Genomic DNA, 23,064 nt, shown 5'->3' on the forward strand with positions numbered 1-23,064 from the left:
CATGTTACAAAAGAAGAAAAAGTCGTCATTGACTATATGAATAAAATATATGAAAAAATTAAAGAGCGTGATCCTCATGAGAAGGAATTTTTACAAGCGACTAAAATCCTCTTTGATTCTCTTATACCCGTCTTTGTGAAGAACCGCACATATATCGAAAATAATGTTTTAGAACGACTTATCGAACCTGAACGAGTCATTTCGTTTCGTGTACCGTGGGTTGATGATCATGGAAATGTCCAAGTCAATCGTGGCTACCGCGTACAATTTAATAGTGCGATCGGGCCTTATAAAGGTGGCATTCGCTTTCATCCTTCTGTTAATTTAAGTGTGATGAAATTCTTAGCTTTAACACAAATTTTTAAAAACTCCTTGACTGGTCAAGCGATTGGTGGCGGAAAAGGTGGTGCTGATTTTGATCCAAAAGGAAAATCAGATAATGAGATCATGCATTTTTGCCAAAGCTTTATGACAGAATTATATAAACATATTGGGCCTGATACTGATGTGCCAGCTGGTGATATTGGAGTAAGCAGGCGTGAGGTTGGTTACATGTTTGGTCAATATAAACGATTACAAGGCGCCTTCCATGCTGGTGTTTTAACTGGGAAAGGACTTAATTATGGTGGGAGCTTAGGTCGAACCGAAGCTACAGGGTATGGAACAATTTATTTTGTTGACGAAATGTTAAAAGATCAAAGAATGAACTTCCGTAATATGACGATTATTACTTCAGGATCTGGTAATGTGGCCATTTATGCAATGGAAAAAGCAATTAAGCTTGGAGCAAAAGTAGTTGCATGTAGTGATTCAAACGGTTATGTGTATGATAAAAATGGTCTTAGCCTTCAAACGATTAAACGGATAAAATTCTCTGAAGGTGCAAGAATTAGTGAATATATTAAATCACATCCAGAAGCTGAATATTTTGATGATTGTTCAAAAATATGGTCTGTTCCATGTGATATTGCCTTACCTTGTGCCACACAGAATGAAATTGATGAAGAGTCCGCTAACATGCTCGTTAAAAATGGCGTGAAAGTCGTTGCCGAAGGGGCAAACATGCCATGTACGATTGAAGCGATCGATATCTTTTTGGACAATGGCGTATTATTTGGGCCGGCACAAGCGGTAAATGCTGGTGGAGTTGCCTGTTCATCACTTGAAATGGCGCAAAATAGTGCCCGTCTTAGCTGGACATTTGAACAAGTAGATGAAGAACTCCAAAAAATCATGAAAAATATTTATCGGAATTGTACAAGAGCAGCAAATAAATACGAGCATCCAGGTAATCTTGTCATCGGCGCAAATATTGCAGGATTTACTAAAGTTGCCGATACGATGATTGAACAAGGTGTTATTTAAAATAATCATTTTAGAACTGTCCAAAGATTAGGAGATAATCTTGGACAGTTTTATTATTTTAAGATATTTGCCCTAAAAATGCGCAAGTAGCCATTGATATAAACTGTTTTTTTGTTATAATGATTGCGCAAACAGAAACCTTTCATCTCCTTATTTTGATAAGATAGCCAATAGGCGGAAAGGAAGAATTTTATTGGATACACTACGACGTTTATTACAAGAAGCGAACCATACTATTATTTTTACTGGGGCAGGAATGTCAACAGAAAGTGGATTACCTGATTTTAGATCAAAAGATCGTGGGTTATGGGAAAAGTTTAATCCAAGTGAGCTTGCCAATGTTCATGCACTACTCCATAATACAGAGGAATTTACAAACTTTTATCGTTATCGATTATCTGAAATAAATAAATATCAACCACATAAAGGGCATCTCATTTTAGCTGAGTGGGAAAAAACTGGGCGTATTAAAGGAATTATTACTCAAAACGTTGATGCTTTTCATCATGATGCCGGAAGTAGCAATGTGATGGAGTTACATGGTTCCTTTCGAACATTCCACTGTCACAATTGTCATAAAGAATATGAACGAAATGCATATTTAGATGGACAAACGACTTGTGACTGTGGTGGAACGATTCGCCCAGGCATTGTTCTGTTTGGCGAAAATTTACCACAAGATACCTTCAGAAAAGCGGAACAAGAAGCTTCAAAAGCAGACTTGTTTATCGTCCTTGGTTCATCTTTGTCTGTATCACCTGCAAACATGTTCCCACTCGTAGCAAAGGAAAATGGTGCAAAACTTGTGATCATCAACCGTGAATCTACTGATTACGATATGTATGCAGATGTCGTAATCCAAGACAAGGGGATAAAAAGTGTATTAGTTGAGTTGGATGACTACTTTAGGTTTACTGAATAAAAAGAAATCCCATCTACATCGATAGTTTGTACCCGTTTTTCTCGATATTAAAGTGCAAGGCTTTTGACTTTTTTACCAAAAAACCTTTGCATATGCAATGCACTACTCTAGTTGTCTGGAGCGAAAGTGACTGACTCCAGCGGGAAAAGCAACAGAGGAACGCAGACTAAGAACGCCACGTCCTTATGTCTTCGTCTGCGCTAGTACATTCTGTACGTCGGAAGACCCCACAGGAAGTGGTTTTTCTTCCAAGGCGGGTTAAGTACGCGACTTCCATGGGACTCCGCTAAATGCTCGTCCCACCGAAAAGCACTGTCGCAACACCCGCACTAGCACGTCCTGAGCGTCGGAGGCTGAAGCCGTGCCCGTGGAAAGCATGTCACATTTCGCGGAAGACAACGGTAAGATGAAACGCAATTTAGTTGTTCAGCAGACCCTCCTTTAAAAAGTAACTTTCTCCCCTTATTTAGGGTCTATAAAAGTATATGTGCAAATGACCCTTTTACTACCGATCTAACCAATCGTCTCCACAATTTTCCCCTCTGAGTCTTTCACTTCGGTTTTTACAATTTTGAACGCTATATTTTCTAACGAGGGGATTGAAAATTCTTTTTCAATTGGTTGAAGTTGTTCGATCAATTCTTCAACTGCTTTTTTATTTAATTGAATCTCTAACGAATCTTCTATTAATTGTGGCTGATCACTAAATGAAAAAACGACGGTTACTTCATTACTTACTAGTCTGAGTGGTTCTTCTTTCACTTGACGACCTTTAAGGACCTTCCCAATAATGACCGCTTGTTTCGCGCCAATTGTCATCATTGCCGGAATACGTTTGAAAAACTTTTTACCGCCAGGTGTCCATGTTATTTGATCATTAAACAGAAATCCAGTATTTGATCCTTCTGTTTCACTTCCTGTTTCAATTGCTTCAACCACCTTATCATTATGAAGACAAGATGTTCGTAATAGGTCAGTTATAAGTTGTGGCATATATTCCGTACAAATATGTAAGACACCAAGTGTATTCCAGATTTGCATCGCTTCTAACTCGTCTGCAGTTATCCCGACAACTTGGATAAATTCAACAGTGCCGTTTGGTGTGTCCATTTTAGGTAATTCGGGATCGTATGCAAATGCAAGTGCCGTTAATTCTGTATCTGATTCAAGACAGATTGGTCCATTCGCATCCATATAATCACCATTTTTAAACACATTTCCACTGTTAAATACATATCGTGCAAGGTTTTGTAAAAAATTCAATGCCCAGCTTGGTGGTTCTGTTTCATTATGCTTTTTTGCTAACCTAAACGTTAATTCAAAGCCATAACCACTCACCTCTAAGTTTTCCGACTCTTTTTCATGTAATTCTGAAAATCCATATGTGACAAAATGCCAATGCTCCATGGGCTCTTTAGCTTCGTAAACACTGATCCCATCTAAGGGGTCATTTCCTCCTAACATATAGGAAATCATCGTTCCATAGTGTTTTGGTTCTTGATCACCATATACTTTTTCCATTGCTTGATCAATTGCATCCCAACCAACTGAATTTAGTTCTTCATCACTCATTATATCCTCCCTGACATACGTAAGACTTTGTAATAGTAGTATTATACGTTATCTAAACCTCCTTTTAAAGATACCCTTTGGCTTTAGTAAATTTCCTTTCCCACCATATCTCCTGAAATATCTAAAGCCCTTGTAAGATCTCAGTCGATGCTCCAAGGGCTTTTTCCATCTACCGTTTTTTGAAAAACTCAGCATTCGTTAAAGAAAACACACCGATTGGCAAGCCGTTAGGCGACGACAGAGGTGATGTTGCGCTTATGTAAGTAAACTAGCGGATAGCTAGTTTACGACGAAAGAAAACACACCGATTGGCAAGCCGTTAGGCGACGACAGAGGTGATGTTGCACGTATGTAAATAAGTCATTAACTTATTTGCCAAACCTTTAATGGCGAGTGCTTTAGTTGCACTTACAGAAGAAGAAGAAGAAGAGATGTATACTTTCTTATCTGTCAAGAAAAAAACATTTCCTTAATAAAATGAAAGATTGAATTTCCTATCAACATCTTTATCCCCATTATTGCACCCACTATTACTAAACTGATGATAATCGGTACCGTCTGTTTTTTCGAATCTACCCTCAATCCAACTCCTCCTCAAAAGATAAATTTGTCGGTTCATCTAATACCTCCACATGAAAGTCTATATTCGTTGTCGGCGTGTTATCATCTACTTCTTCAAACTTTAGTTCATCAATCCATACTTTTCCGTTTCCGGAAAGTAAAACACCAAAAGAAATAATTGCACTGTTCTCGGGTACATCTAAAACGATGGCATAATGATTCCACTCTGAATCCCCATTTATCGGGCGATTGCTCATATTATCAAATTGCAGCACATCCTCTAATTTGTCGTCTATACGCATCCAAAATCCACAAAAGCCGTCTACTGACTTCGACTTTAAAAAACCAGAGAATTTTAAACGTTTACCAATATATTTATCCGCTTTAAATTGTTGCATCATTGTTCCGAACTCACCAAGCTCATCTTGGGATCCTGCCGTCACAGACTTTATATACCCCGACGCTTTCCCTTTATGAAATACTTCCCGATCCATTCCAATTTCATAATTAAAAGGATGACTCCCACTTAATTCCCATCCTTTTATCTTTTGTTCATGTTTCATGCTCGTTTCCTCCTTTTGTAAAGTCAATTTCCCAATTATTTTTCGGTACTTTCCAGGTGGCAAATGATAATATGTTTTAAACGAACGTGTAAAAGATTCCTGTGTCTCAAACCGATAATAAAGAGCTATATCGATTATTTTTTCATTGGAGTAAAGTAATAATTTAGCTGCATTTGCTATCCTGCGATAACGAATGTACTCACTTGCAGTTACGCCAACCTCTTTATGAAAAATTCGATGAAAATGGTATTTAGAAAAATTTGCGTATTTGGCGACTTTTTCTAATGATAAATCCGCTTCTAAATGGCTTTCGATATATTGAATAGACTTTTGAATAATGGGACTATAATACATTCGGTGTTCACCTCCTAATAAAGAATACCAAAAGTAATCCGCTACTTTTTTGATTTAAATTGCTTTATTGGAAAAAATGGTTGACTGAACGAATGACGCGTGTCCCCTGTTAATGATATGATTGAAGTTGATAACTTTACTTAGGAGCCTTGCTATGTCGTTCATTGAATTGAAGAACATCTATTTTGAAGTAAATAAACGCATCCTATTTGAGAATATATCTTTGGCGATCAACCAAAATGACTGTATTGCCTTCATTGGTAAAAATGGTTCAGGGAAAAGCACCTTATTAAAATTGCTAGCGGGACTTATAAAACCTACAAAAGGACTAGTAATCCAAAAGAGTAAAAAAATTGGATATGTGCCAGAACAACCACCAAAGTCGCTACCATTTACCCCTATTGAATACTTAACACATATGGGTAACATTGCTCGTGTTGAAAAAGGACTTGATAGAAAAATTGATACATTACTTACTCAGTTTTATATGGAAGAATACCAAAATACCAATATTCGTGATTTGTCAAAGGGAAACAAACAGAAGGTGAATATCATGCAGGCGTTGTTAAACAATCCTGAATTGCTTTTACTTGATGAACCATTATCAGGATTAGACTCCAAAGCCCAGACTGATTTGATCGGATTATTGATGAACCTAAAGAAAGATGGCGGAACAATCGTTTTTATTTCCCATGAAACAGTTTTACTTGAAAAGTTGGCAGATCGCATCGTCCATATTGATGAACAACGTATCAAAGAAGTGGCAAATATCTTATCTGCAGTACAGTCTTATGCGACAATTGAATGTATCGTCCATTCTGATTCCTTTCCATCATTCATTCAAGAATCATCAAGTATTATCGATTTTCAGTTTCATGCCCCTTCTACATATGAATTAAAAGTTGTTTCATCTAAAAGTGATCATATCATTAAAAAGATACTAGATTTTCATGGATCTATTCGATTTGTATCACATACTTCCGATCAACCATTAAAATAATAGTAAGGTGATATTGTGAAAGCACTCATACATTACTTGTTACAAAACTATCTACGTTCTTATCTGTTTATACCACCAGTTACGATCTTTATTATTTGGACAGTTGTTTCTTATACATATACACCTAATCCCATTTTAAGTAGCTATGCAATTGCTTCTGCCGTACTATATTTTATTACCGCCTGGATTTCACTTACCTTGCTCAATGTCGAGGATAATGTGCAGCAACATATAACAATTGTGCATTCAAAGGGTATAGTGAAAATATTTTGCGGGAAAGTTTTCTCTGTTTTATGTTTTTCATTTGTGCTTTCTTTATTTGCGATTATTTATCCCGTTTTGGCTGGAGCTTTTGCTCGCATGCCTAATACGTTTGAATTTTTCATTTCATTTATTTCACTTATGCTCGTATCTTTACTCTCACTTTCAATCGTTATTTTATTCCATAGTTTTTTTCAAGTTAGAACAATAAGTTCATGGTTACTATTATCGCTATTACTTGCAATATCGCTAGCAAAAAGTGGGATTGAAAATATTTTACCAAATGACCTGTCCTTTATCACATGGCCGCTTCCTCCAGTATTAGTAATACTAACATTGTTAGAAGATGACACTGTTACGCTTGATATTCACTTCGTATTAAATTCGATATATGTATTTAGTTATGCACTTATCTTGCTTTTTATTTCGTTTGTTATCATTCGTAATCAAAATGGTTGGAAGTTCCTTAAAAACAAAAGCAAAACTACTAGAAAACTCGACAGACGTTAAAGAAAACACACCGATTGACAAGCCGACAGGCGATGGCAGAGGTGATGTTGCGCTTATGTAAGTTAACTAGCGAGTAGCTAGTTGATGTCGAAAGAAAACACACCGATTGACAAGCTGACAAGCGACGGCAGAGGTGATGTTGCACTTATGTAAGTTAACTAGCGAGTAGCTAGTTGATGTCGAAAGAAAACACGCGGATTGACAAGTTGTTAGTTGAAGACAAAGGCGATTAATATCCGAACAAAAAAACCAAGGGGAGTTTATCCTCTTGGTTTTTCATTCACATTAATATTTGGCGGTTCTTTTATTTCTTCAATCACATGGTCTTCCATAACCCTTACTTGGTGACTTTTCCCGCCGCAAACAAATTTAAAGATACCATTATTAAAATCTGTTCCTATTTCTTTATAAAAAACACCTTCAAACAGGTTTTGTTTTGATTTTGAAAAAGAAAGTAAAAACCCTGCTTCATCTCTACGTAAAAATCCTCGGATACCTTTTTCGTACATTGCTTCATCACTTACTTTAAGTGCCCGATCAACCGATACAATATGAATATCAACGAAAACTAGTTCACGTAATAAAACATTGACGAAAGAACCCTTCGTAATTTCTTCCCATCTGTTTTGAGGCATCTCTCCAATAATAACTTGAGTAATATTATGCTTATAGGCTATTTCTTTGATGACTTTTACAATTGGACGAGACTCATTATCTTTTAAAATAAACTTCTCCGCGCCTAATTCTTTTGATAACTCACGCCATTGATCAATATAGCTCGTTTTTTCAGCATCGAATTCGTCCGATGAAAGTTTATCTACTGTTAATACGTAAAAGGGACTATCCGATAACTGGGACAATTCATAACCACGCCTAATTAACCGCTCACCATTTGGACCATAATATACACAAACTAATATTCGTTCATCCATATGGCTCTTAATATTACCCAACAAACGTCACCCTTTCCTCTGCACTTCCATAATTCTTAAATATACCATAATATTATACGATATGTTGCAGTATTTTTCTATGATTAAACTTTTTTTAGATTGAATCAATTTCCTCATTCCGTATTTTAGTTAAAATCTGATCAAGGAAGCTTTAGTTATTCGTTATAATACACGAATATAGAGATTTATTCCATTTGTCATATTTGCATTTCACTTAGGAAATCACATGGATGAAATGGACGCAGTTTTCTAGTTTATCACCTTCAAACTGACTTTTTTCCTTTATAATTAGAATGAATACACATTCCACTCATTTTACAGGGGATGACCCTTTCAAAATAATGAATACAGATACTTAAATATAGACAATAGTTACTATCTTTCCAACTGCCTCATCTCCTTAAAAAGAACCTGTTGGGAACAAGGCCAACAGTTCTTGTGGTTAGCCAAAGAGGAAAGGGACATAATACTGGCAGAGCAAAAGTAGACCCATCTAATTATTTCCCAGTCGGGACAGCTGGATTGGTCGGTGGTTCCGTTTCAATTAGCGGTTCATAGAACAATATTGTTACCTTAAAGTGTTGTATTTGTCCATTCTTATATGAAAAGAGCCATAAGAGCAATTTTCTTCTAAAGGTTTACCACCAACAAAGCATGTCTTGTTGGTGGTAAACTTATTCCGCTAATATTAGTCTCAGATAACCAATTATGATCATTACAATCTAATCTGATTAAAGCGCAACCATTATTATGCAATTGCACTCCGATTGCGGTATAATATAAAATTTATTTTATTTCCTCTTTCTTAAAAATGCCAACCAACAGCAAAATAACCCCCACAATAAATACCAGTGGAAATATATATAACATCAGCAATGTTCCCCAAGGAGTTCTAACAATAAAAGAATATGTTATACCTATTGAATAAGATAGGGGTAGGGAGATTGGGAACATTATAGCAATTCCCCATACCCTGTATTTATTCTTTTTTGACTTATCCATACCCAATAAATAGGCGATAGGCGTGCTAGCAAAGGTGATTAAATAACCCAAATATAATGGGGAAATCAGAATGTCTTGTTTTGCAAATGAATTATCAAGACTGACTATAAATGCTGCAAACCTTAGCCACATCACTACGAAAAAACCCAATAAAACAAAGAGGATACACAATATTACTTTCAACTCTTTATCCATCTTAATCTCCTATATTTTTGTGAAAATTCCACATTCACATTGTTGAGGTATTACTCGATTATAATATTCCCGAGCATATTTAGCATTACCTTTATCTGAAAGAAGTTCCATTACAATAATATTTACTTTTTGGAAAGTTAAAGGTTAAATCATTAACTGGTAAATCAGAATTTTGCTGTCTTGATTCACGTAAATCTGTAACCTCTTGATTCATGATCAAAGTACCCTTGGAATAATAATACTGTATTCTACCACTCTATAATACAGTATTTTCCAAAAAATAACCCCCCCCTTAAATGTATGAAAATAATAATAATTGTATATTTTATTTCTTGATATGACAGGGTTTGTATAATTTTGTTTTTTCAAGTAAACTTTCGCACCAATAAAAGGAGTTTAAACAGTTCGCTTAGTTAATCTCCGGATTCTTCTAATTATATCTTGACAACCTTGGTATACTAAACCAATAAACCCGTTTCCCAAAAGATTGGGACTGCGAATACTTCTCTTACCAAATGTTGTTTTTGCATATAAGAAATAAACTGTTCAGTACCATTTAGTGGTGAACGTCCCACCGCTACGGAAATACACTCCGCTTTCCGCGGGTGGCTGGTAAGCCTCCTCGTGCTACCGCACTGCGGGGTCTCACCGATGCCTTTCCTCCCGCAGGAGTCTCCGTGTATTTCCTTCGCTGGTAGTGTGCTAATAAACAGTACGATACGCATGCTTCTACTATTTCGGTGGTTGTTTGGAGCGAAGGATCATTGACTCCTGCGGGAAAAGCGCGTGTCTGAAGACCCCACAGCGGTGGACTTTCCGCGAGGAGGCTGAAGCCGTGCCCGAGGAAAGCAGTGATCCGTAGCGGTGGACCTAGCAGTTTCTGCGCATTTTATAGATATAGTGAAGAATGAAATTGATTCAAACTAAATTACCTTTTCTTATTCATTTTACTGCATATTCATGATGAAGAATGTATTTCTTACGTGATTATCCTATTTTTTTAGTATATAATTAATAGGAAACTTTATTTTTACCTCACTTTTTTCATCTTTTTACAATAAATAACTAAAGGAGGAAAACAATTGCTCACGATTAATTTAGCGATTCTTCTTCCCTTTTTAGCAGCATTGTTCATTTTACTTTTTTTGAGGCGTTTCAGGCGTTTTCATATTGGTTGGTTTGTCCTTATTATTCCCGCAATTCTATTTGCACTCTTACTTAGGCAAATCCCTAACATTGCTAATGGGAAAACTTTAATACATCAAATAAACTGGATTCCTTCCTTCGATATTAATTTTATTTCATATCTTGATGGGTTAAGTTTAGTCTTTGGATTACTTATTACAGGAATCGGTACCCTTGTTGTTTTATACTCCATCTATTACTTATCAACAGAACAATCTCTTGTACATTTTTATATTTATTTATTACTATTTATGGGAAGTATGCTCGGCGTCGTTTTTTCAGATCATTTAATGGTTTTGTACGTATTTTGGGAGTTAACGAGTATTTCATCCTTTCTTTTAATTGCATATTGGTATCAGCGAAAAGGCTCAAGATATGGTGCCAAAAAAGCATTGCATATAACGGTATTAGGTGGGTTTGCAATGCTCATAGGATTTCTGATGCTTTATGTGGTCACAGGTACTTTTAGCATAAGAGAAATCATTGAAACGATTCATTTGTATAAGGATCATTCGTTAATGACTCCTATGATCATTTTTATTTTATTAGGTGCGTTTACAAAATCTGCTCAATTTCCATTTCATATTTGGCTACCCGATGCAATGGAGGCACCTACACCAATTAGCGCCTATTTACATTCAGCGACAATGGTTAAGGCAGGTATTTATGTCGTTGCTAGGTTTACACCTGTTTTTGGTGGGGAAGCACTTTGGTTTTGGCTCGTCAGTAGCATTGGGTTACTTACGTTATTTTGGGGTTCATTTACGGCCATTCGTCAGACAGACCTAAAAGCTTTACTCGCATATTCCACTATAAGTCAGCTTGGCTTAATTATGACGTTATTCGGTATCGGTTCATTATCTTTACATCCAGACATTCATGTAGAATCCGTTTTATATACACAAGCCGTATTTGCAGCACTTTTTCATCTAGTAAACCATTCTACATTTAAAGGTACTTTATTTATGGTCATCGGAATTATTGACTACCAAATAGGTACTCGTGATTTGCGTCGTTTAGGTGGACTCATTTCTTTCATGCCTATTTCGTTTACCATCGCCATGATTGGAAGTTTTTCCATGGCAGGATTACCACCATTTAACGGCTTCCTAAGTAAGGAAATGTTTTTTACGGCTATATTGCATCTAAAGGATTTTGACTTTTTTTCCATCCAAACATTTGCCGGGATTTTCCCTGTCGTCGCTTGGATTGCCAGTGTGTTTACGTTTATCTATAGTATGATGATCGTGTTTCAAACGTTTTTCGGTCCTTATAAAGAGCAGCCTGGAGTTGAGGCAAAAGAGGCTTCCTTTGGCATGTTAATCCCGCCAGTTACATTGTCTGCTCTTGTTGTGCTAATCTTTTTCTTCCCGAATATATTAGGTGACTATGTAATAAAGCCTGCTGTTTTAAGTGTATATCCAGGTGTGACAAATGAAATGATTGGGAGTATTTCATTATGGCATGGATTTAATAAAGAACTGTTGATGACGATTGGCATCATTATTTTAGGAATTATTTTGTACATATACCGGACCTATTTTAAAAAGGTTTATATTGCTTTCCCACGCAACATTTCGTTCGATACGTTATACAATAATGCGCTCGAGTTTACGGATCGATTGGCTAAAGGTATTACTAACTTTTATATGACTGGCTATTTACGACATTATGTCATGTATATATTTCTATTTTTCATTATTGTATTGGGAGGATCCTTATATTATTTAGGCGCCTTTACATTTTCACTCAATAATGATCAACCTGTTCACCCTTTTGTATGGATGATTGCAAGTACGATTGTTATTGCAGGAATGACTATTTTCTTTGCAAAAACTCGCCTAACAGCTATTTTAGTAAATGGTTATATCGGATTTGCCATTGCGATGCTCTTTGTTCTATTTCGTGCACCGGATTTGGCTCTAACACAACTTGTCGTTGAAACAGTCACTACAGCTTTATTTCTATTATGTTTTTATTTCTTACCAGAATGGGAAAAGACAAAAGTTGTTCGGAAAGTGAAGATGACTAATATCGTTATTTCTATTTCAGTTGGTACTATTTTTACGCTAATCGCACTTTCTGTAAAAAGTGGCAAGCTATTTCGTTCGATATCCGCATACTTTGAAAATGCAGACGAATTAGCCGGTGGAAAGAATATCGTTAATACCATTTTAGGTGATTTTCGAGCGTTCGATACAATGCTTGAAGTAATTGTTCTGTTTATTGCTGGAATTGGGGTTTATACGCTTATTAAATATACGAACAATAAAGGGGTTGAGAAGCTTGAAGATAAATGAAGTAATTTTACAGTCCGTATCTAAAATAGTTGTCTTCATCATTTTAACTCTCGCCCTTTATTTATTTTTTGCTGGTCATAATGCCCCAGGTGGAGGTTTTATTGGGGGCCTTGTGTTAGCTTCTAGCTTCGTTTTAATGTTATTAGCATTTGATATTGAAACAGTTAAAAAGGGTATCCCTGTTGATTTTAAACTAGTCGCTGCAAGTGGGGCACTCATCGTCCTACTAAGTGGGCTTGGTGCTACTATTCTGGGAGAACCTTTTTTAAGTCAATCTTTCGCTTATTTTGACCTTCCTTTTTACGGGGAAGTGGAGCTGACAACCGTGACGATTTTTGAAACAGGGGTAGCTCTTGCCGTTGTTGGCGTTGTCGTGACCATCATTTTAAGCATTAGTGAGGACGTGTAAGAATGGAAACAGTCATTATTATTGTTGCAGGTGTTTTAGTTACAGTTGCAACTTATTTACTATTATCAAAAAATTTAATTCGAGTCATTTTAGGGACTGCGATTTTAACACATGCTGTTCACTTACTTTTAATGGCAATGGGTGGTTTTAAAGGGGAAAGTGTCCCTATTATAAGTGATAAACATACGACATATGTAGATGCGCTGCCCCAAGCACTTATTTTAACGTCCATCGTTATCAGTTTTGCCGTAACCGCGTTTTTCCTCGTACTTGCTTATCAAGTTTACAAACGTACAAATACAGACGATTTAAGTAAGTTACGGGGGTATCGCCATGAATAATTTAATCGTGTTACCTATGGTTCTTCCCCTTTTAACTGGTGTTTTTATCGTTTTCTTTAAGTCTTATATTCAAGTCCAAAGATGGGGAACATTTATTTTGTTACTCGTCAATGTTGGCATAAGTGTCATTATATTACGACAAATTCAGATTGACGGGATTATAAGCATTGACTTTGGAGGATGGGCTGCCCCTTTTGGCATATTATTTGTCGCGGATTCTTTTGCAGCTTTGCTCGTTTTAACGACAAATATCGTAAGTGCCATATGTGTCCTTTATGCAATGCCGACGATTGGGAAGCGACGAGAAACGTTTTATTTTTACCCTTTTGTTAACTTTTTAGTAGCCGGAGTAAATGGTTCTTTTTTGACTGGTGATATCTTTAATTTATTCGTAACGTTTGAAGTGATGTTACTCGCTTCCTATGCACTTATTACATTAGGCGGCACTCGACTTCAATTAAAAGAGTCCCTTAAATATATTGCCATTAATGTCGTATCGTCATCATTATTTCTAATTGCCATCGCTTATTTATACGGAACACTTGGCACGTTGAATATGGCACACTTATCTATGAGAATTGCCGAATCTGGGCAAACTCCATTATTAACGGTGATTAGTTTACTTTTTTTAATCGTATTTAGTTTAAAGAGTGGGTTATTACTTTATCAATGGTTGCCAGGTTCCTATAGTACGCCACCTACTGCTATTGCCGCGTTATTCGGTGCATTACTTACGAAAGTTGGTATTTACGCTTTATTTCGCACATTTACATTACTTTTTTATCATGAACAACAAATCACCCATACATTGATCGCAATCATGGCGGGTGTTACGTTAATCGGTGGATGTATCGGGGCGATTGCGTATAATAATATTCGTCAAATAGTGGCATATAATGTTGTCATTGCTGTTGGTTTTATTTTAGTTGGTCTGGCAATTATGAATACTACTGCAATAGAAGGAGCTATATATTATTTAGTACATGATATGATCGTAAAAGCACTCCTCTTCTTATTAGCAGGAACGATGATTTATTTAACAAAGTCAGAGAAGCTTGATGAAATGAGTGGTTTAATACGTAATTATCCTTCACTCGGTTGGATGTTTTTTATAACGGTATTATCTTTAACAGGGATTCCACCATTAAGTGGGTTCATTGGTAAAGTGTTATTAGGACAAGGAGCTATTGTTGCAGAATCATACATCTTATTACTCTTAAGTTTTATGTCTGGATTTGTCGTTCTTTATTCTTTATTACGTATCTTTATGAGCTGCTTTTGGGGAGAAACAATTATTAGTGAAGAAGAAGAAACACCGCTTAGTAAAAAAGTTATTTTCCCAAGCGCTATTCTTGTTGTCCTTACATTTGCGCTTGGCTTCGGTGCAGAAAGTATTGCACCTTATGTACAAGATGCAGCATATACACTTACAAATCCATCCGTTTATATAAATGCCATCTTGCCTGATTAATGAGTTGTTTCCTAGAATGACCTAATCCTTATTCGTTCGTATTTATCGCGATCGTATGAATTTAGTGCTTCTTGTAGGTGGAGAATACGAACAAATTGGCGCTTAATCATTTAAATGGTGCGCTTCCTATTAAGCACTTTTTTCCCGTATCATTCAGAATCGGAGGTAAAATTAGATGGCAGCACAGTTTTTATTAAATTTATTTATTGCCTTTTTATGGGTATTATTAAAAGATGAAGATTTCCTTCGTTTTCAAACACTTGTTACTGGTTTTATTATTGGAAGTTTTATCGTTTTTATGATGCGACGATTTTTTGGTGGACGTTTTTATTTACATCGATTATTATCCCTTATTAAACTGATCCTTATATTTATTTCTGAAATTTTTCAGTCTAGTGTTGTCGTCATTAAACATATAATAGGTCCTAAAATTAACATCGAACCAGGTATTTTCACATATAAAACAATTCTTCGTGGTGATTGGGAAGTGACAACTCTTGCTTTGTTACTAACGCTTACCCCTGGTTCTGTTGTCATGGAAGTAAACGAAGAAGGAGATTTATTTTATATTCATGCAATGGATATAAAACGATATAAAGGTGATTTGGAGCGATCATTAAAAACATTCGAGAAGGCAATTATGGAGGTGACGAGATAATGATAGAATCTATCTTAACGATTTCTCTCATATTGTTTGGAGTCGCAATACTTATTACATTTATTCGAATTGTGATTGGCCCAACATTTCCTGATCGCGTCATTGCTATGGATGTAATTGGAGTCAATTTAATCTCTGCAATGGCCATCGTTTCTGTGCTCTTTTCGACAAGAGCTTTTTATGACGTTATTCTCGTCTTAGGTATTTTAGCTTTTATTAGTACTATTTCCTTTTCTAAATTTTTAGAAAGGGGGGCCATCATTGAACGAAAACGTGACATTTGAACTGATTGGTGCAATATTAATTTTATTAGGAAGCATTATTAGCGTCATTAGCGCGATTGGAATTATCCGTTTTTATGATATCTATACTCGTGCCCATGCGGCAACGAAGACGACTACCCTTGCTGTATTAATTACGCTTGTAGGTGTATTTATCTACGTATGGTTAGGGGAAGGATATATGAGTGTTCGCTTAATGCTCGGTATTGTCTTCGTATTTATTACTGCTCCTGTTTCAGGGCATCTCGTACTTCGGGCCGCTTATCGTGCGAATGTTAAAATGGCGGATGAAACAGCTGAGGATGAATTAAGGCCTGTTTTGTTTAAGGAGTCATCTGAAAAAAAGGAACAAGAAAGAGAAGATCAATAACCTAAGAAGTTTATTTTTAGATGCCAAACAACATGAATACCGTTTATTGGCAAATCTATAAATATTATATTCTTTACTGTTACTAAAAATGGAAATGTAGTTCGGATTAGGCAAGCCTTTTACTAAATATGTAGACCTGTTACATTTAGTGCCATAGTAGATATGACTTTACGGTTAGAGCAACGTGTGAAGAAACTTAACGGTATTGAGGATAGGCAGTTGCAGACAAAGAAAATACATTATGACATTGCATATGATTCAGAACGTCATACTAGAAAACGTTGAAAAGGATACAATGCTCTATAAAAAAGTTTGGAAAGTAATCAAGCTCTTTCGATTTACTTTCTTCTTCAACTTACACACCTGTCTGTTAAAGTTGTACCTTTAGAATATACCTTTAAAAAATTCGCTAGTAACCTTGGTATATATAGTATTAAATCTACAACCCAACCTAATATCGTGCTAATAACGTTATTTGTGGCAATATCTTTATTATTATCACTCATTCCTCTCGCCTCTTCCTGAATCATCCAAATGATATCGCTTTGGAGTATTTTTTTATTAAAATGATACTCCAAAACTGAACTATCTCTGAAAGTAGATCTCTTACTGCTATCGATTCAATAACCTTGTAATAAATCCTAAGTTCTCCTCATCTGCAATAAGGAAGTCAAATCCATAATGTGCTGCAAGTCCAAGAGCAACGGTCCAACAAAATAAACTTGCTGTCATTAAATAAAATGTTTTCCTTTTGTTTCCTCCGAATATGATTGCAAACATTGCGGATAAATGACTACCAACAAAAAATGGGCCAATAAACGCTATCCCAGGAAGGCCGTATTTATCCCATAATGATTTTGCTCGTTTATGTCGTTTAGACCCTTGTTCTTCCCCTTTTCTCTTACGTCTCCATTCTCTAATTTTATCTAAAAATAAAATGAGCAAGGCGATCGTTAACATATTGCCCAAAAAAGCGACGATCATTACCGGAACCGCTGGAACACCACCAATGATTGCAATAGGTACGATTGTGACAATTTCAAAAAATGGGATTGCAGCAAGTAAAAAAATAATAATATACGTCCATAACATTATTATACATCCTCCTCTTTTAATATTTTCTTCATTTCAAACCAATAGATCAAATATTGAATGACCCCAAATGCAACGAGAAGCCAAATCGGAAAGTACGGAATGAATGGCTGAAAGAATGTGACAAATACAATCCCAAATGGAATAGCATAATAGTAAAAAATATACACTTTCCTTGTTGCTTTATAGGTGATCCATTGCAGTCCTTCATCTTCCTCTCTCAATTCATAAGGGATGAATGAAATAAATTTAATCTTTCTATTCGGGTATTTTTTATTATGAATGAATAATAATCCGAAATAACCAACAAATATAATAATAAACGGATAAATAAGAAAATTAAATGGCCAACCCTCTTGTATTCCAACATAAAATATACCTAAATATATTAACATCACTATCATCACAATGGGGGAACGTAAAATTCGTTCTAACATGTTGATTCCACCTTTCTACTTATCCTCAAGCCAAAAAATATCTTCTAAAGGAAGATCAAAAACAATCGCCAGCTTTAACGCCAATCTGACAGATGGTTCATAGTCTTCCTTTTCAATTAAGCCAATCGTCTGTCTTGTTACCCCTATTAATTTGCCAAGTTCTGTTTGTGAATAATGATGTCGTGCTCTTAATTCTCTCACCCGATTACGAAGCATGAAGCGATTCTCCCTTCAATCGATTCCAACGTTAATTGTACATTATAATTAACAAAATGTAAACAATCATTAACATTTTGTTATAAAAGCATTACATCAATTGGATTAAGTTCGGCTATTTAAAGACAAAAGAACAAAAGCGGAAGTTCCCTTTACAAAGCGCAACACTATGGGGCTGCAATTACTCGTTGGACCAAATAACTTTGTCGTAAAATTTGCTCCGTTGTTTACTCGTTCATCAAAAACATTTCACTTGTGCATCCTTTGGAACAACTGACTTCCTATTAAGTAAGGTAGGTCGACTGTACGCAAAAGTGGCGAATGAAGTTAGTCTTCTTTAACTAACACGAGTTAAAAAACATGCGCCTTCATATTGGGTGGGTATGCCAACTCATGCGCCAAGGCTTACTTTTAGTCAGTCTTTCTTAGATTCTTTACCAATGTAGCCTTGATGGTTCTTGAAGAAATGGCAAAGAAAGGGACGTGGCCACTTCCAGCGTGACGGTTCTCGAAGAAATGTCGAAGAAGAGACGCAGCTATTTTCGCATAACATTTTTCTCCATAAGTAGCGTCAAATATTATTTCCTAGGAAATTAAAAACCTAACCGACCACAGATTGTAGTAGTTAGGTTTTTAAACCTTATCCAATGTTCCTTTTTTTCATTTGTTTACTTCTTAATTGACCACAAGCAGCATCAATATCTGTCCCTTGTTCTAGACGAACTCCACAATTAATCCCTCTTGATTTGAGTGCTTCTTCAAAAACGCCAATTGCGTCTGATGTACTACGTTCATACTGAATATGTTCACTCACAGGGTTGTATGGAATGAGGTTCACATACGATAAATGTCTTTTATTACGGAGAAGTTGAGCTAACTCCAGCGCATGTTCTTCTTTGTCATTTATTCCTTTTAACAAAATATATTCAAATGTAATTCGACGATTTGTTTTTTCCAAATAATAATCAATTGCATCCATTAATTTTGCAATAGGAAAAGCACGGTTTATTTTCATAATGCTCGTTCTTAGTTCATCGTTCGGGGCATGTAGTGAGATCGCCAAATTTACTTGAATACCTAAATCAGCATACTCATAAATTTTATGGGCAAGACCACTCGTTGATACAGTAATATGCCTTGCACCTATAGACAACCCATTTTGGTCATTGACGACAGAAAGAAAATTGATAAGATTTTCAAAATTATCAAATGGCTCTCCAATCCCCATAACGACAATATGGCTCACTCGATCTCCCTCACCTTTTACATCAAGTGACTTTTGTACTTTCATAATTTGTTCGACAATTTCCCCTGCAGATAAATCACGATTTTTTGCCAAAATACCACTTGCACAAAATGTACAACCAATATTACAACCAACTTGTGTCGTCACACAAACGGAAAGACCATAATGATGTCTCATTAATACTGTTTCAATTAAGTTTCCATCTTTTAATGTAAACAGGAACTTTATTGTACCATCCGTGGACTCCTGTTTTAATTCAGTATCCATCGATTGAATCACAAAATTGTCCTTTAATAATTGAATGCAATTTTTATTAATATTTGTCATCTCATCGAAATGATCAACACGCTTTTTATAAAGCCAATCCCAAACTTGCTGCGCTCTAAACTTTTTTTCACCATGTTCGATTAGCCATTCCGTTAATTGAGGAAAGGTGAGGCTATATATAGAATTTTTCATTATTTAAACCCTCTTTTTATGGATTTCAACTACTGTTTCTCACCTAAATATCATAACATAATCAAAAGTATAAGGAAAACACCCGATTGGAAAGGATGTTTACAATATGATTTGCTGACTATCACTATCCCTTATTACCCAATCTCTCAAGGGCGCATAAAAAAGCTATTCCTTTCCGCCAGTACTACTAATTCCTTGAACAAAGAACTTTTGTAACGGGAGTAAGATGACTACTGGAATAATGACTGAGATGATGGCTGCTGCGAACATTTCGTTCCAGTATGTAGCGTATTCAGTTGTAAAATCACTGAGCACAACTTGAATGACACGATACTCTTTTGAACGTGTAACAATTAATGGCCACATGAATGATTCCCATTGCTGGATAAAGATTAATAATGCGGCACTAACGGTTACTGGTTTGGATAATGGCATGATGATAGACCAGTAGATTCTAAACCAAGAGGCTCCATCCATTCTTGCTGATTCGATTAATGCGTTCGGTAAATCCAAGAAAAACTGTCTATATAGGAAAATGACGAGTCCGTTTGCGATGCTCGGGACGATTAATCCGTAATACGTGTCTACCCATCCCAAGCTGTCAACCAGACTATATAATGGAATGGCGACTACTTCTGGCGGAATCATAAATGTTACGAGTACAAGTAAAAATAAGATATTTTTTCCTGCAAAACGAAAGGTTGCAAAAGCAAATGCAGCCATAGATCCGATTAACAATCCAAAAATTACATTCGAAAAAGCGACGTAAAACGTGTTAAATATAATGCGACCAAATCCGCGTTCTGTAAATAAACTCATATATGCTTCAAGTGTCAATTCTACCGGAATAAATGTTTTCCACGTAACTGGCGACATAAACTTAAAAATTTCATCCAATGGTCTAAATGATGAGATAAGCGCAAATGCTAAAGGTAACAGAACAATTAATGCGATGATAATATGAATGAGATATAGTTCCCAACGAAATCGTCTTTTTTTCATTAATCCGCTCCTCTCTAATGCTTAGCCCTTAATATTCTAAATTCAATGGCAACGATAATCGCTGTAATAACAAGCATTATTACTACGATTGCTGTGGCTCGTCCCATATCTGAATACAAAAATGCACTATTGTAACTTTCTAGCAAGAGAACGTTCGTACTTTGGTTTGGTCCTCCTTTTGTTAAAATATACATCGGTGCAAAAAGCAACATATTCGCAACAGTAACAGAAACAACAACAAATGTAAGTGGACGTTTCATCATTGGATATGTTACGGATTTAAATTGTTGCCATTTACTTGCACCGTCCATTGAGGAAGCTTCGTATAATGACGGAGAAACTTCTTGTAGTCCTGCGAGTAAAAAGAGCGCCCAGTATCCGACACCTTTCCAAGATGCGATCGCAACAATCGATGCGAGAGCCTGTGAACTACTTTCTAAAAATGGTTGTGGACTCATGCCAAGTGCAACTAAGATCGAGTTCACTACCCCTTGTTCTGGACTTAACATAATTTTCCACAAAATAGCGGCTGTCGGAACAGAAACAGCAACTGGAATAAAGTTAATTCCTCGAAAAAATGTAATTTGTTTGATTCCTGTATTCAGTAAAAGCGCTAAACCAAATGCCAATGTTATTTGAAATGGGTTTATCCATAAGTTAAACCACAAAGTTACTTTAAGAGAGTTCCAGAATACAGGGTCATTAAAAAGAGATACGTAATTCTCGAAACCAACAAATCGGACTAATTGGGTTAAAAATTCTAATGTGTGCATACTTTGAAGGAGTGCACTAATTATCGGGTACAGCTTAAACAACAATAAACCTGCAAACGCAGGAAGTAAAAACAAATAAGGTACCCATTTATTTTTCACGGTCATCATTTGCATCCACATCCATTTCATGAGTATTGAAGGGGGTAAATAAACCCCTTCAATACCTCATCTTTAATAGACTGTTCACTCTACGGCTTCTTCATATTTCTTAAGTAAATTATCGATTTCGCTTGCTGCCTGATTAAGTGCCTCTTGTGGGTCTGTACCATTTTTGATATTTTTAAACGCTCCATTCATATTTGTTTCCCACTCTAAATAACCTGGAGTCTTAGGTCTTGGAACAGCAGTTTCACGTGATTCTGTTGCTGAAATTCTAATAATATTGTTCGGGAATTCATCATACATTGGATCTGTTTCGATAAAATCAAGTAGTTCATTCGCTACGGGAAGAGTTCCACCAATTTCAAATACCGTTTTCGCCCCTTCACCAGTAGTTAAATATGCAAGGAATTTAGCAGCAGCTTCTTTGTTTTTAGAGTATTTAGAGATTCCTACATTCCATGCACCAGTTGGTGTAGCTACTTCTCCCTTTGCAAAATATGGATGTAAACTTACACCATAATTAAGATCTGATTCTTCTAATTTCGGTAAATTATGGTTTGCACCAAGATACATTGCAATTTTTCCAGAAATAAAGTAGTCAATCGACTCTGCACGATCAATTCGTGGACTTACTCCATATTTATTAAATAAGTCGGAATAAAACTGAAATGCTTCTACTGCTTCTGGAGAGTTTGTATAACCAGTTGCTTCTAATCCATTTTCACTAACCATTTCTGCATCAAGACTATCGGATAGTGCTAAAAGCTGATATGCACGGTCAATTTGATCAAAAGAGAAACCAAACACATCATTTTGCCCATCTCCATTAGAGTCATATGTTAATTGTTCTGCAATTTCGATTATCTCTTCCCAGGTTAAACGCTCATTTTCTTTGGGAAGTGGAACACCTTTTTCTTCAAAAATATCTTTGTTCAAATAAAGGACTTGGCTGGAACTGTTCATAGGAGCTGCAATCATTTGATCCTGAAATGTAACACCGTCAACCGCTGAATCAACCCAAGCATCAGCTATATCAGGACTCATCAGACTATCTAAAGGTTCTAAGTACCCTTTAAGTGCGTAGTTTACAGCTAAAGGTGAATCAACAAACAATAAGTCGACATCTTCTGATTTTGAACCCATCTTAATTTCAATTGTTTCCATTAATTGTTCGAATGGAGCAAGTTCTAATTTTACTGTAATATTAGGGTTTTCCGCTTCAAAATCCTCAATTACCGCTTCTAAAGGTGCTTCATAGTTTGAATAAGCAATAAAGGATAGTTCTGTTCCACCAGTTTCATCACCATCTGTATCGGCATTTTCATCTGAAATGTCACTATTTCCACCGCCACATGCTGCTAATAAAAGAATTAAGATCATACTTATTAGGGATAGAATTTTTTTCATTCTTTTCTTTCTCCTTATATAAAGTGATTTTTTTATTTACACTTATACATAATCAGC

At 36.0% G+C, this 23,064-nt stretch carries 24 protein-coding genes; 11 read left to right on the forward strand and 13 right to left on the reverse strand.

The window, feature by feature from the left end; all coding sequences use genetic code 11:
• The first annotated feature begins 36 nt into the window (after positions 1 to 36).
• Together gdhA and DFR56_RS09020 are read left to right on the forward strand one after the other, a co-directional pair.
• Positions 37 to 1,365 carry an NADP-specific glutamate dehydrogenase gene (gene gdhA / locus DFR56_RS09015; RefSeq protein WP_372442862.1) on the forward strand — a complete coding sequence of 443 codons (1,329 nt, stop codon included), beginning with the start codon at positions 37 to 39 and terminating at the stop codon, positions 1,363 to 1,365.
• 193 nt (positions 1,366 to 1,558) lie between these two features.
• A complete protein-coding gene (locus tag DFR56_RS09020; protein WP_110395105.1) occupies positions 1,559 to 2,287 on the forward strand; it encodes an NAD-dependent protein deacylase in 729 nt (242 codons plus the stop codon).
• 513 nt (positions 2,288 to 2,800) lie between these two features.
• Here the strand turns inward: DFR56_RS09020 and DFR56_RS09025 are convergent.
• The 3 genes from DFR56_RS09025 to DFR56_RS09030 form a co-directional block, all read right to left on the reverse strand.
• Positions 2,801 to 3,859, reverse strand: a complete 1,059-nt coding sequence (locus tag DFR56_RS09025) for a suppressor of fused domain protein (RefSeq protein ID WP_110395106.1) — start codon at positions 3,857 to 3,859, stop codon at positions 2,801 to 2,803.
• A 450-nt stretch (positions 3,860 to 4,309) separates the two neighbouring features.
• Positions 4,310 to 4,441, reverse strand: a complete 132-nt coding sequence (locus DFR56_RS23695; RefSeq protein ID WP_278250614.1) for a hypothetical protein — start codon at positions 4,439 to 4,441, stop codon at positions 4,310 to 4,312.
• Positions 4,438 to 5,337 carry a helix-turn-helix transcriptional regulator gene (locus DFR56_RS09030; RefSeq protein WP_110395107.1) on the reverse strand — a complete coding sequence of 300 codons (900 nt, stop codon included), beginning with the start codon at positions 5,335 to 5,337 and terminating at the stop codon, positions 4,438 to 4,440. Before DFR56_RS09030 ends, DFR56_RS23695 begins: the two co-directional genes overlap by 4 nt.
• Before the next feature lie 154 nt (positions 5,338 to 5,491).
• On the opposite strand from DFR56_RS09030, the gene DFR56_RS09035 reads away from it, so the two are divergent.
• Entirely contained in the window at positions 5,492 to 6,337 is an 846-nt protein-coding gene (locus tag DFR56_RS09035; RefSeq protein ID WP_110395108.1) for an ATP-binding cassette domain-containing protein, read from the forward strand.
• 15 nt (positions 6,338 to 6,352) lie between these two features.
• Positions 6,353 to 7,108 carry a hypothetical protein gene (locus DFR56_RS09040; RefSeq protein ID WP_110395109.1) on the forward strand — a complete coding sequence of 252 codons (756 nt, stop codon included), beginning with the start codon at positions 6,353 to 6,355 and terminating at the stop codon, positions 7,106 to 7,108.
• A 260-nt stretch (positions 7,109 to 7,368) separates the two neighbouring features.
• On the opposite strand, the gene DFR56_RS09045 is transcribed toward DFR56_RS09040, so the two are convergent.
• The 3 genes from DFR56_RS09045 to DFR56_RS23700 form a co-directional block, all read right to left on the reverse strand.
• A complete protein-coding gene (locus DFR56_RS09045) occupies positions 7,369 to 8,061 on the reverse strand; it encodes an adenine nucleotide alpha hydrolase family protein (RefSeq protein WP_110395110.1) in 693 nt (230 codons plus the stop codon).
• A gap of 786 nt (positions 8,062 to 8,847) precedes the next feature.
• Positions 8,848 to 9,258 (reverse strand): hypothetical protein, encoded by a 411-nt coding sequence (locus DFR56_RS23460; RefSeq protein WP_244916465.1) that lies wholly within the window; start codon positions 9,256 to 9,258, stop codon positions 8,848 to 8,850.
• 91 nt (positions 9,259 to 9,349) lie between these two features.
• A complete protein-coding gene (locus DFR56_RS23700) occupies positions 9,350 to 9,472 on the reverse strand; it encodes a hypothetical protein (protein WP_280523449.1) in 123 nt (40 codons plus the stop codon).
• Positions 9,473 to 10,340: 868 nt separating this feature from the next.
• Between DFR56_RS23700 and DFR56_RS09055 the strand changes: the two genes are divergently transcribed.
• The 7 genes from DFR56_RS09055 (at position 10,341) to DFR56_RS09085 (ending at position 16,273) form a co-directional block, all read left to right on the forward strand.
• Complete coding sequence (locus DFR56_RS09055; protein WP_110395111.1) at positions 10,341 to 12,743, forward strand: Na+/H+ antiporter subunit A; 2,403 nt, start codon at positions 10,341 to 10,343, stop codon at positions 12,741 to 12,743.
• On the forward strand, positions 12,730 to 13,152 hold the full coding sequence (locus DFR56_RS09060; protein WP_110395112.1) for a Na(+)/H(+) antiporter subunit B: 423 nt from the start codon (positions 12,730 to 12,732) through the stop codon (positions 13,150 to 13,152). The genes DFR56_RS09055 and DFR56_RS09060 overlap by 14 nt, the downstream gene beginning before the upstream one ends.
• 2 nt (positions 13,153 to 13,154) lie before the next feature.
• A complete protein-coding gene (locus DFR56_RS09065; RefSeq protein ID WP_110395113.1) occupies positions 13,155 to 13,493 on the forward strand; it encodes a Na(+)/H(+) antiporter subunit C in 339 nt (112 codons plus the stop codon).
• Entirely contained in the window at positions 13,486 to 14,964 is a 1,479-nt protein-coding gene (locus DFR56_RS09070) for a Na+/H+ antiporter subunit D (protein ID WP_110395114.1), read from the forward strand. Before DFR56_RS09065 ends, DFR56_RS09070 begins: the two co-directional genes overlap by 8 nt.
• A gap of 175 nt (positions 14,965 to 15,139) precedes the next feature.
• Entirely contained in the window at positions 15,140 to 15,622 is a 483-nt protein-coding gene (locus tag DFR56_RS09075) for a Na+/H+ antiporter subunit E (RefSeq protein ID WP_110395115.1), read from the forward strand.
• A complete protein-coding gene (locus tag DFR56_RS09080; RefSeq protein ID WP_110395116.1) occupies positions 15,622 to 15,906 on the forward strand; it encodes a Na(+)/H(+) antiporter subunit F1 in 285 nt (94 codons plus the stop codon). The genes DFR56_RS09075 and DFR56_RS09080 overlap by 1 nt, the downstream gene beginning before the upstream one ends.
• Positions 15,884 to 16,273: a Na+/H+ antiporter subunit G gene (locus tag DFR56_RS09085; RefSeq protein ID WP_110395117.1), complete on the forward strand. Its 390-nt coding sequence runs from the start codon at positions 15,884 to 15,886 to the stop codon at positions 16,271 to 16,273. The genes DFR56_RS09080 and DFR56_RS09085 overlap by 23 nt, the downstream gene beginning before the upstream one ends.
• Positions 16,274 to 16,885: 612 nt before the next feature.
• On the opposite strand, the gene DFR56_RS09090 is transcribed toward DFR56_RS09085, so the two are convergent.
• The 7 genes from DFR56_RS09090 to DFR56_RS09120 form a co-directional block, all read right to left on the reverse strand.
• The gene (locus DFR56_RS09090) at positions 16,886 to 17,365 is read right to left on the reverse strand and encodes a small multi-drug export protein (protein ID WP_110395118.1); all 480 of its coding nucleotides are present in this window, start codon (positions 17,363 to 17,365) and stop codon (positions 16,886 to 16,888) included.
• Between the two features lie 2 nt (positions 17,366 to 17,367).
• The gene (locus tag DFR56_RS09095) at positions 17,368 to 17,802 is read right to left on the reverse strand and encodes a hypothetical protein (RefSeq protein ID WP_110395119.1); all 435 of its coding nucleotides are present in this window, start codon (positions 17,800 to 17,802) and stop codon (positions 17,368 to 17,370) included.
• A gap of 15 nt (positions 17,803 to 17,817) precedes the next feature.
• A complete protein-coding gene (locus tag DFR56_RS09100; RefSeq protein ID WP_110395120.1) occupies positions 17,818 to 18,018 on the reverse strand; it encodes a helix-turn-helix transcriptional regulator in 201 nt (66 codons plus the stop codon).
• A 640-nt stretch (positions 18,019 to 18,658) separates the two neighbouring features.
• Positions 18,659 to 19,726, reverse strand: coding sequence for a dual-specificity RNA methyltransferase RlmN (rlmN, locus tag DFR56_RS09105; RefSeq protein WP_110395121.1), 1,068 nt, complete (start codon positions 19,724 to 19,726; stop codon positions 18,659 to 18,661).
• 162 nt (positions 19,727 to 19,888) lie between these two features.
• Positions 19,889 to 20,725, reverse strand: a complete 837-nt coding sequence (locus DFR56_RS09110; RefSeq protein WP_110395122.1) for a carbohydrate ABC transporter permease — start codon at positions 20,723 to 20,725, stop codon at positions 19,889 to 19,891.
• A gap of 14 nt (positions 20,726 to 20,739) precedes the next feature.
• A complete protein-coding gene (locus tag DFR56_RS09115; protein ID WP_110395177.1) occupies positions 20,740 to 21,606 on the reverse strand; it encodes a carbohydrate ABC transporter permease in 867 nt (288 codons plus the stop codon).
• A 75-nt stretch (positions 21,607 to 21,681) separates the two neighbouring features.
• Complete coding sequence (locus DFR56_RS09120) at positions 21,682 to 23,007, reverse strand: ABC transporter substrate-binding protein (RefSeq protein WP_110395123.1); 1,326 nt, start codon at positions 23,005 to 23,007, stop codon at positions 21,682 to 21,684.
• Positions 23,008 to 23,064 lie beyond the last annotated feature (57 nt).

The sequence above is a fragment of the Pseudogracilibacillus auburnensis genome, assembly GCF_003201975.1.
Taxonomy (GTDB): Bacteria; Bacillota; Bacilli; order Bacillales; family Amphibacillaceae; genus Pseudogracilibacillus; species Pseudogracilibacillus auburnensis.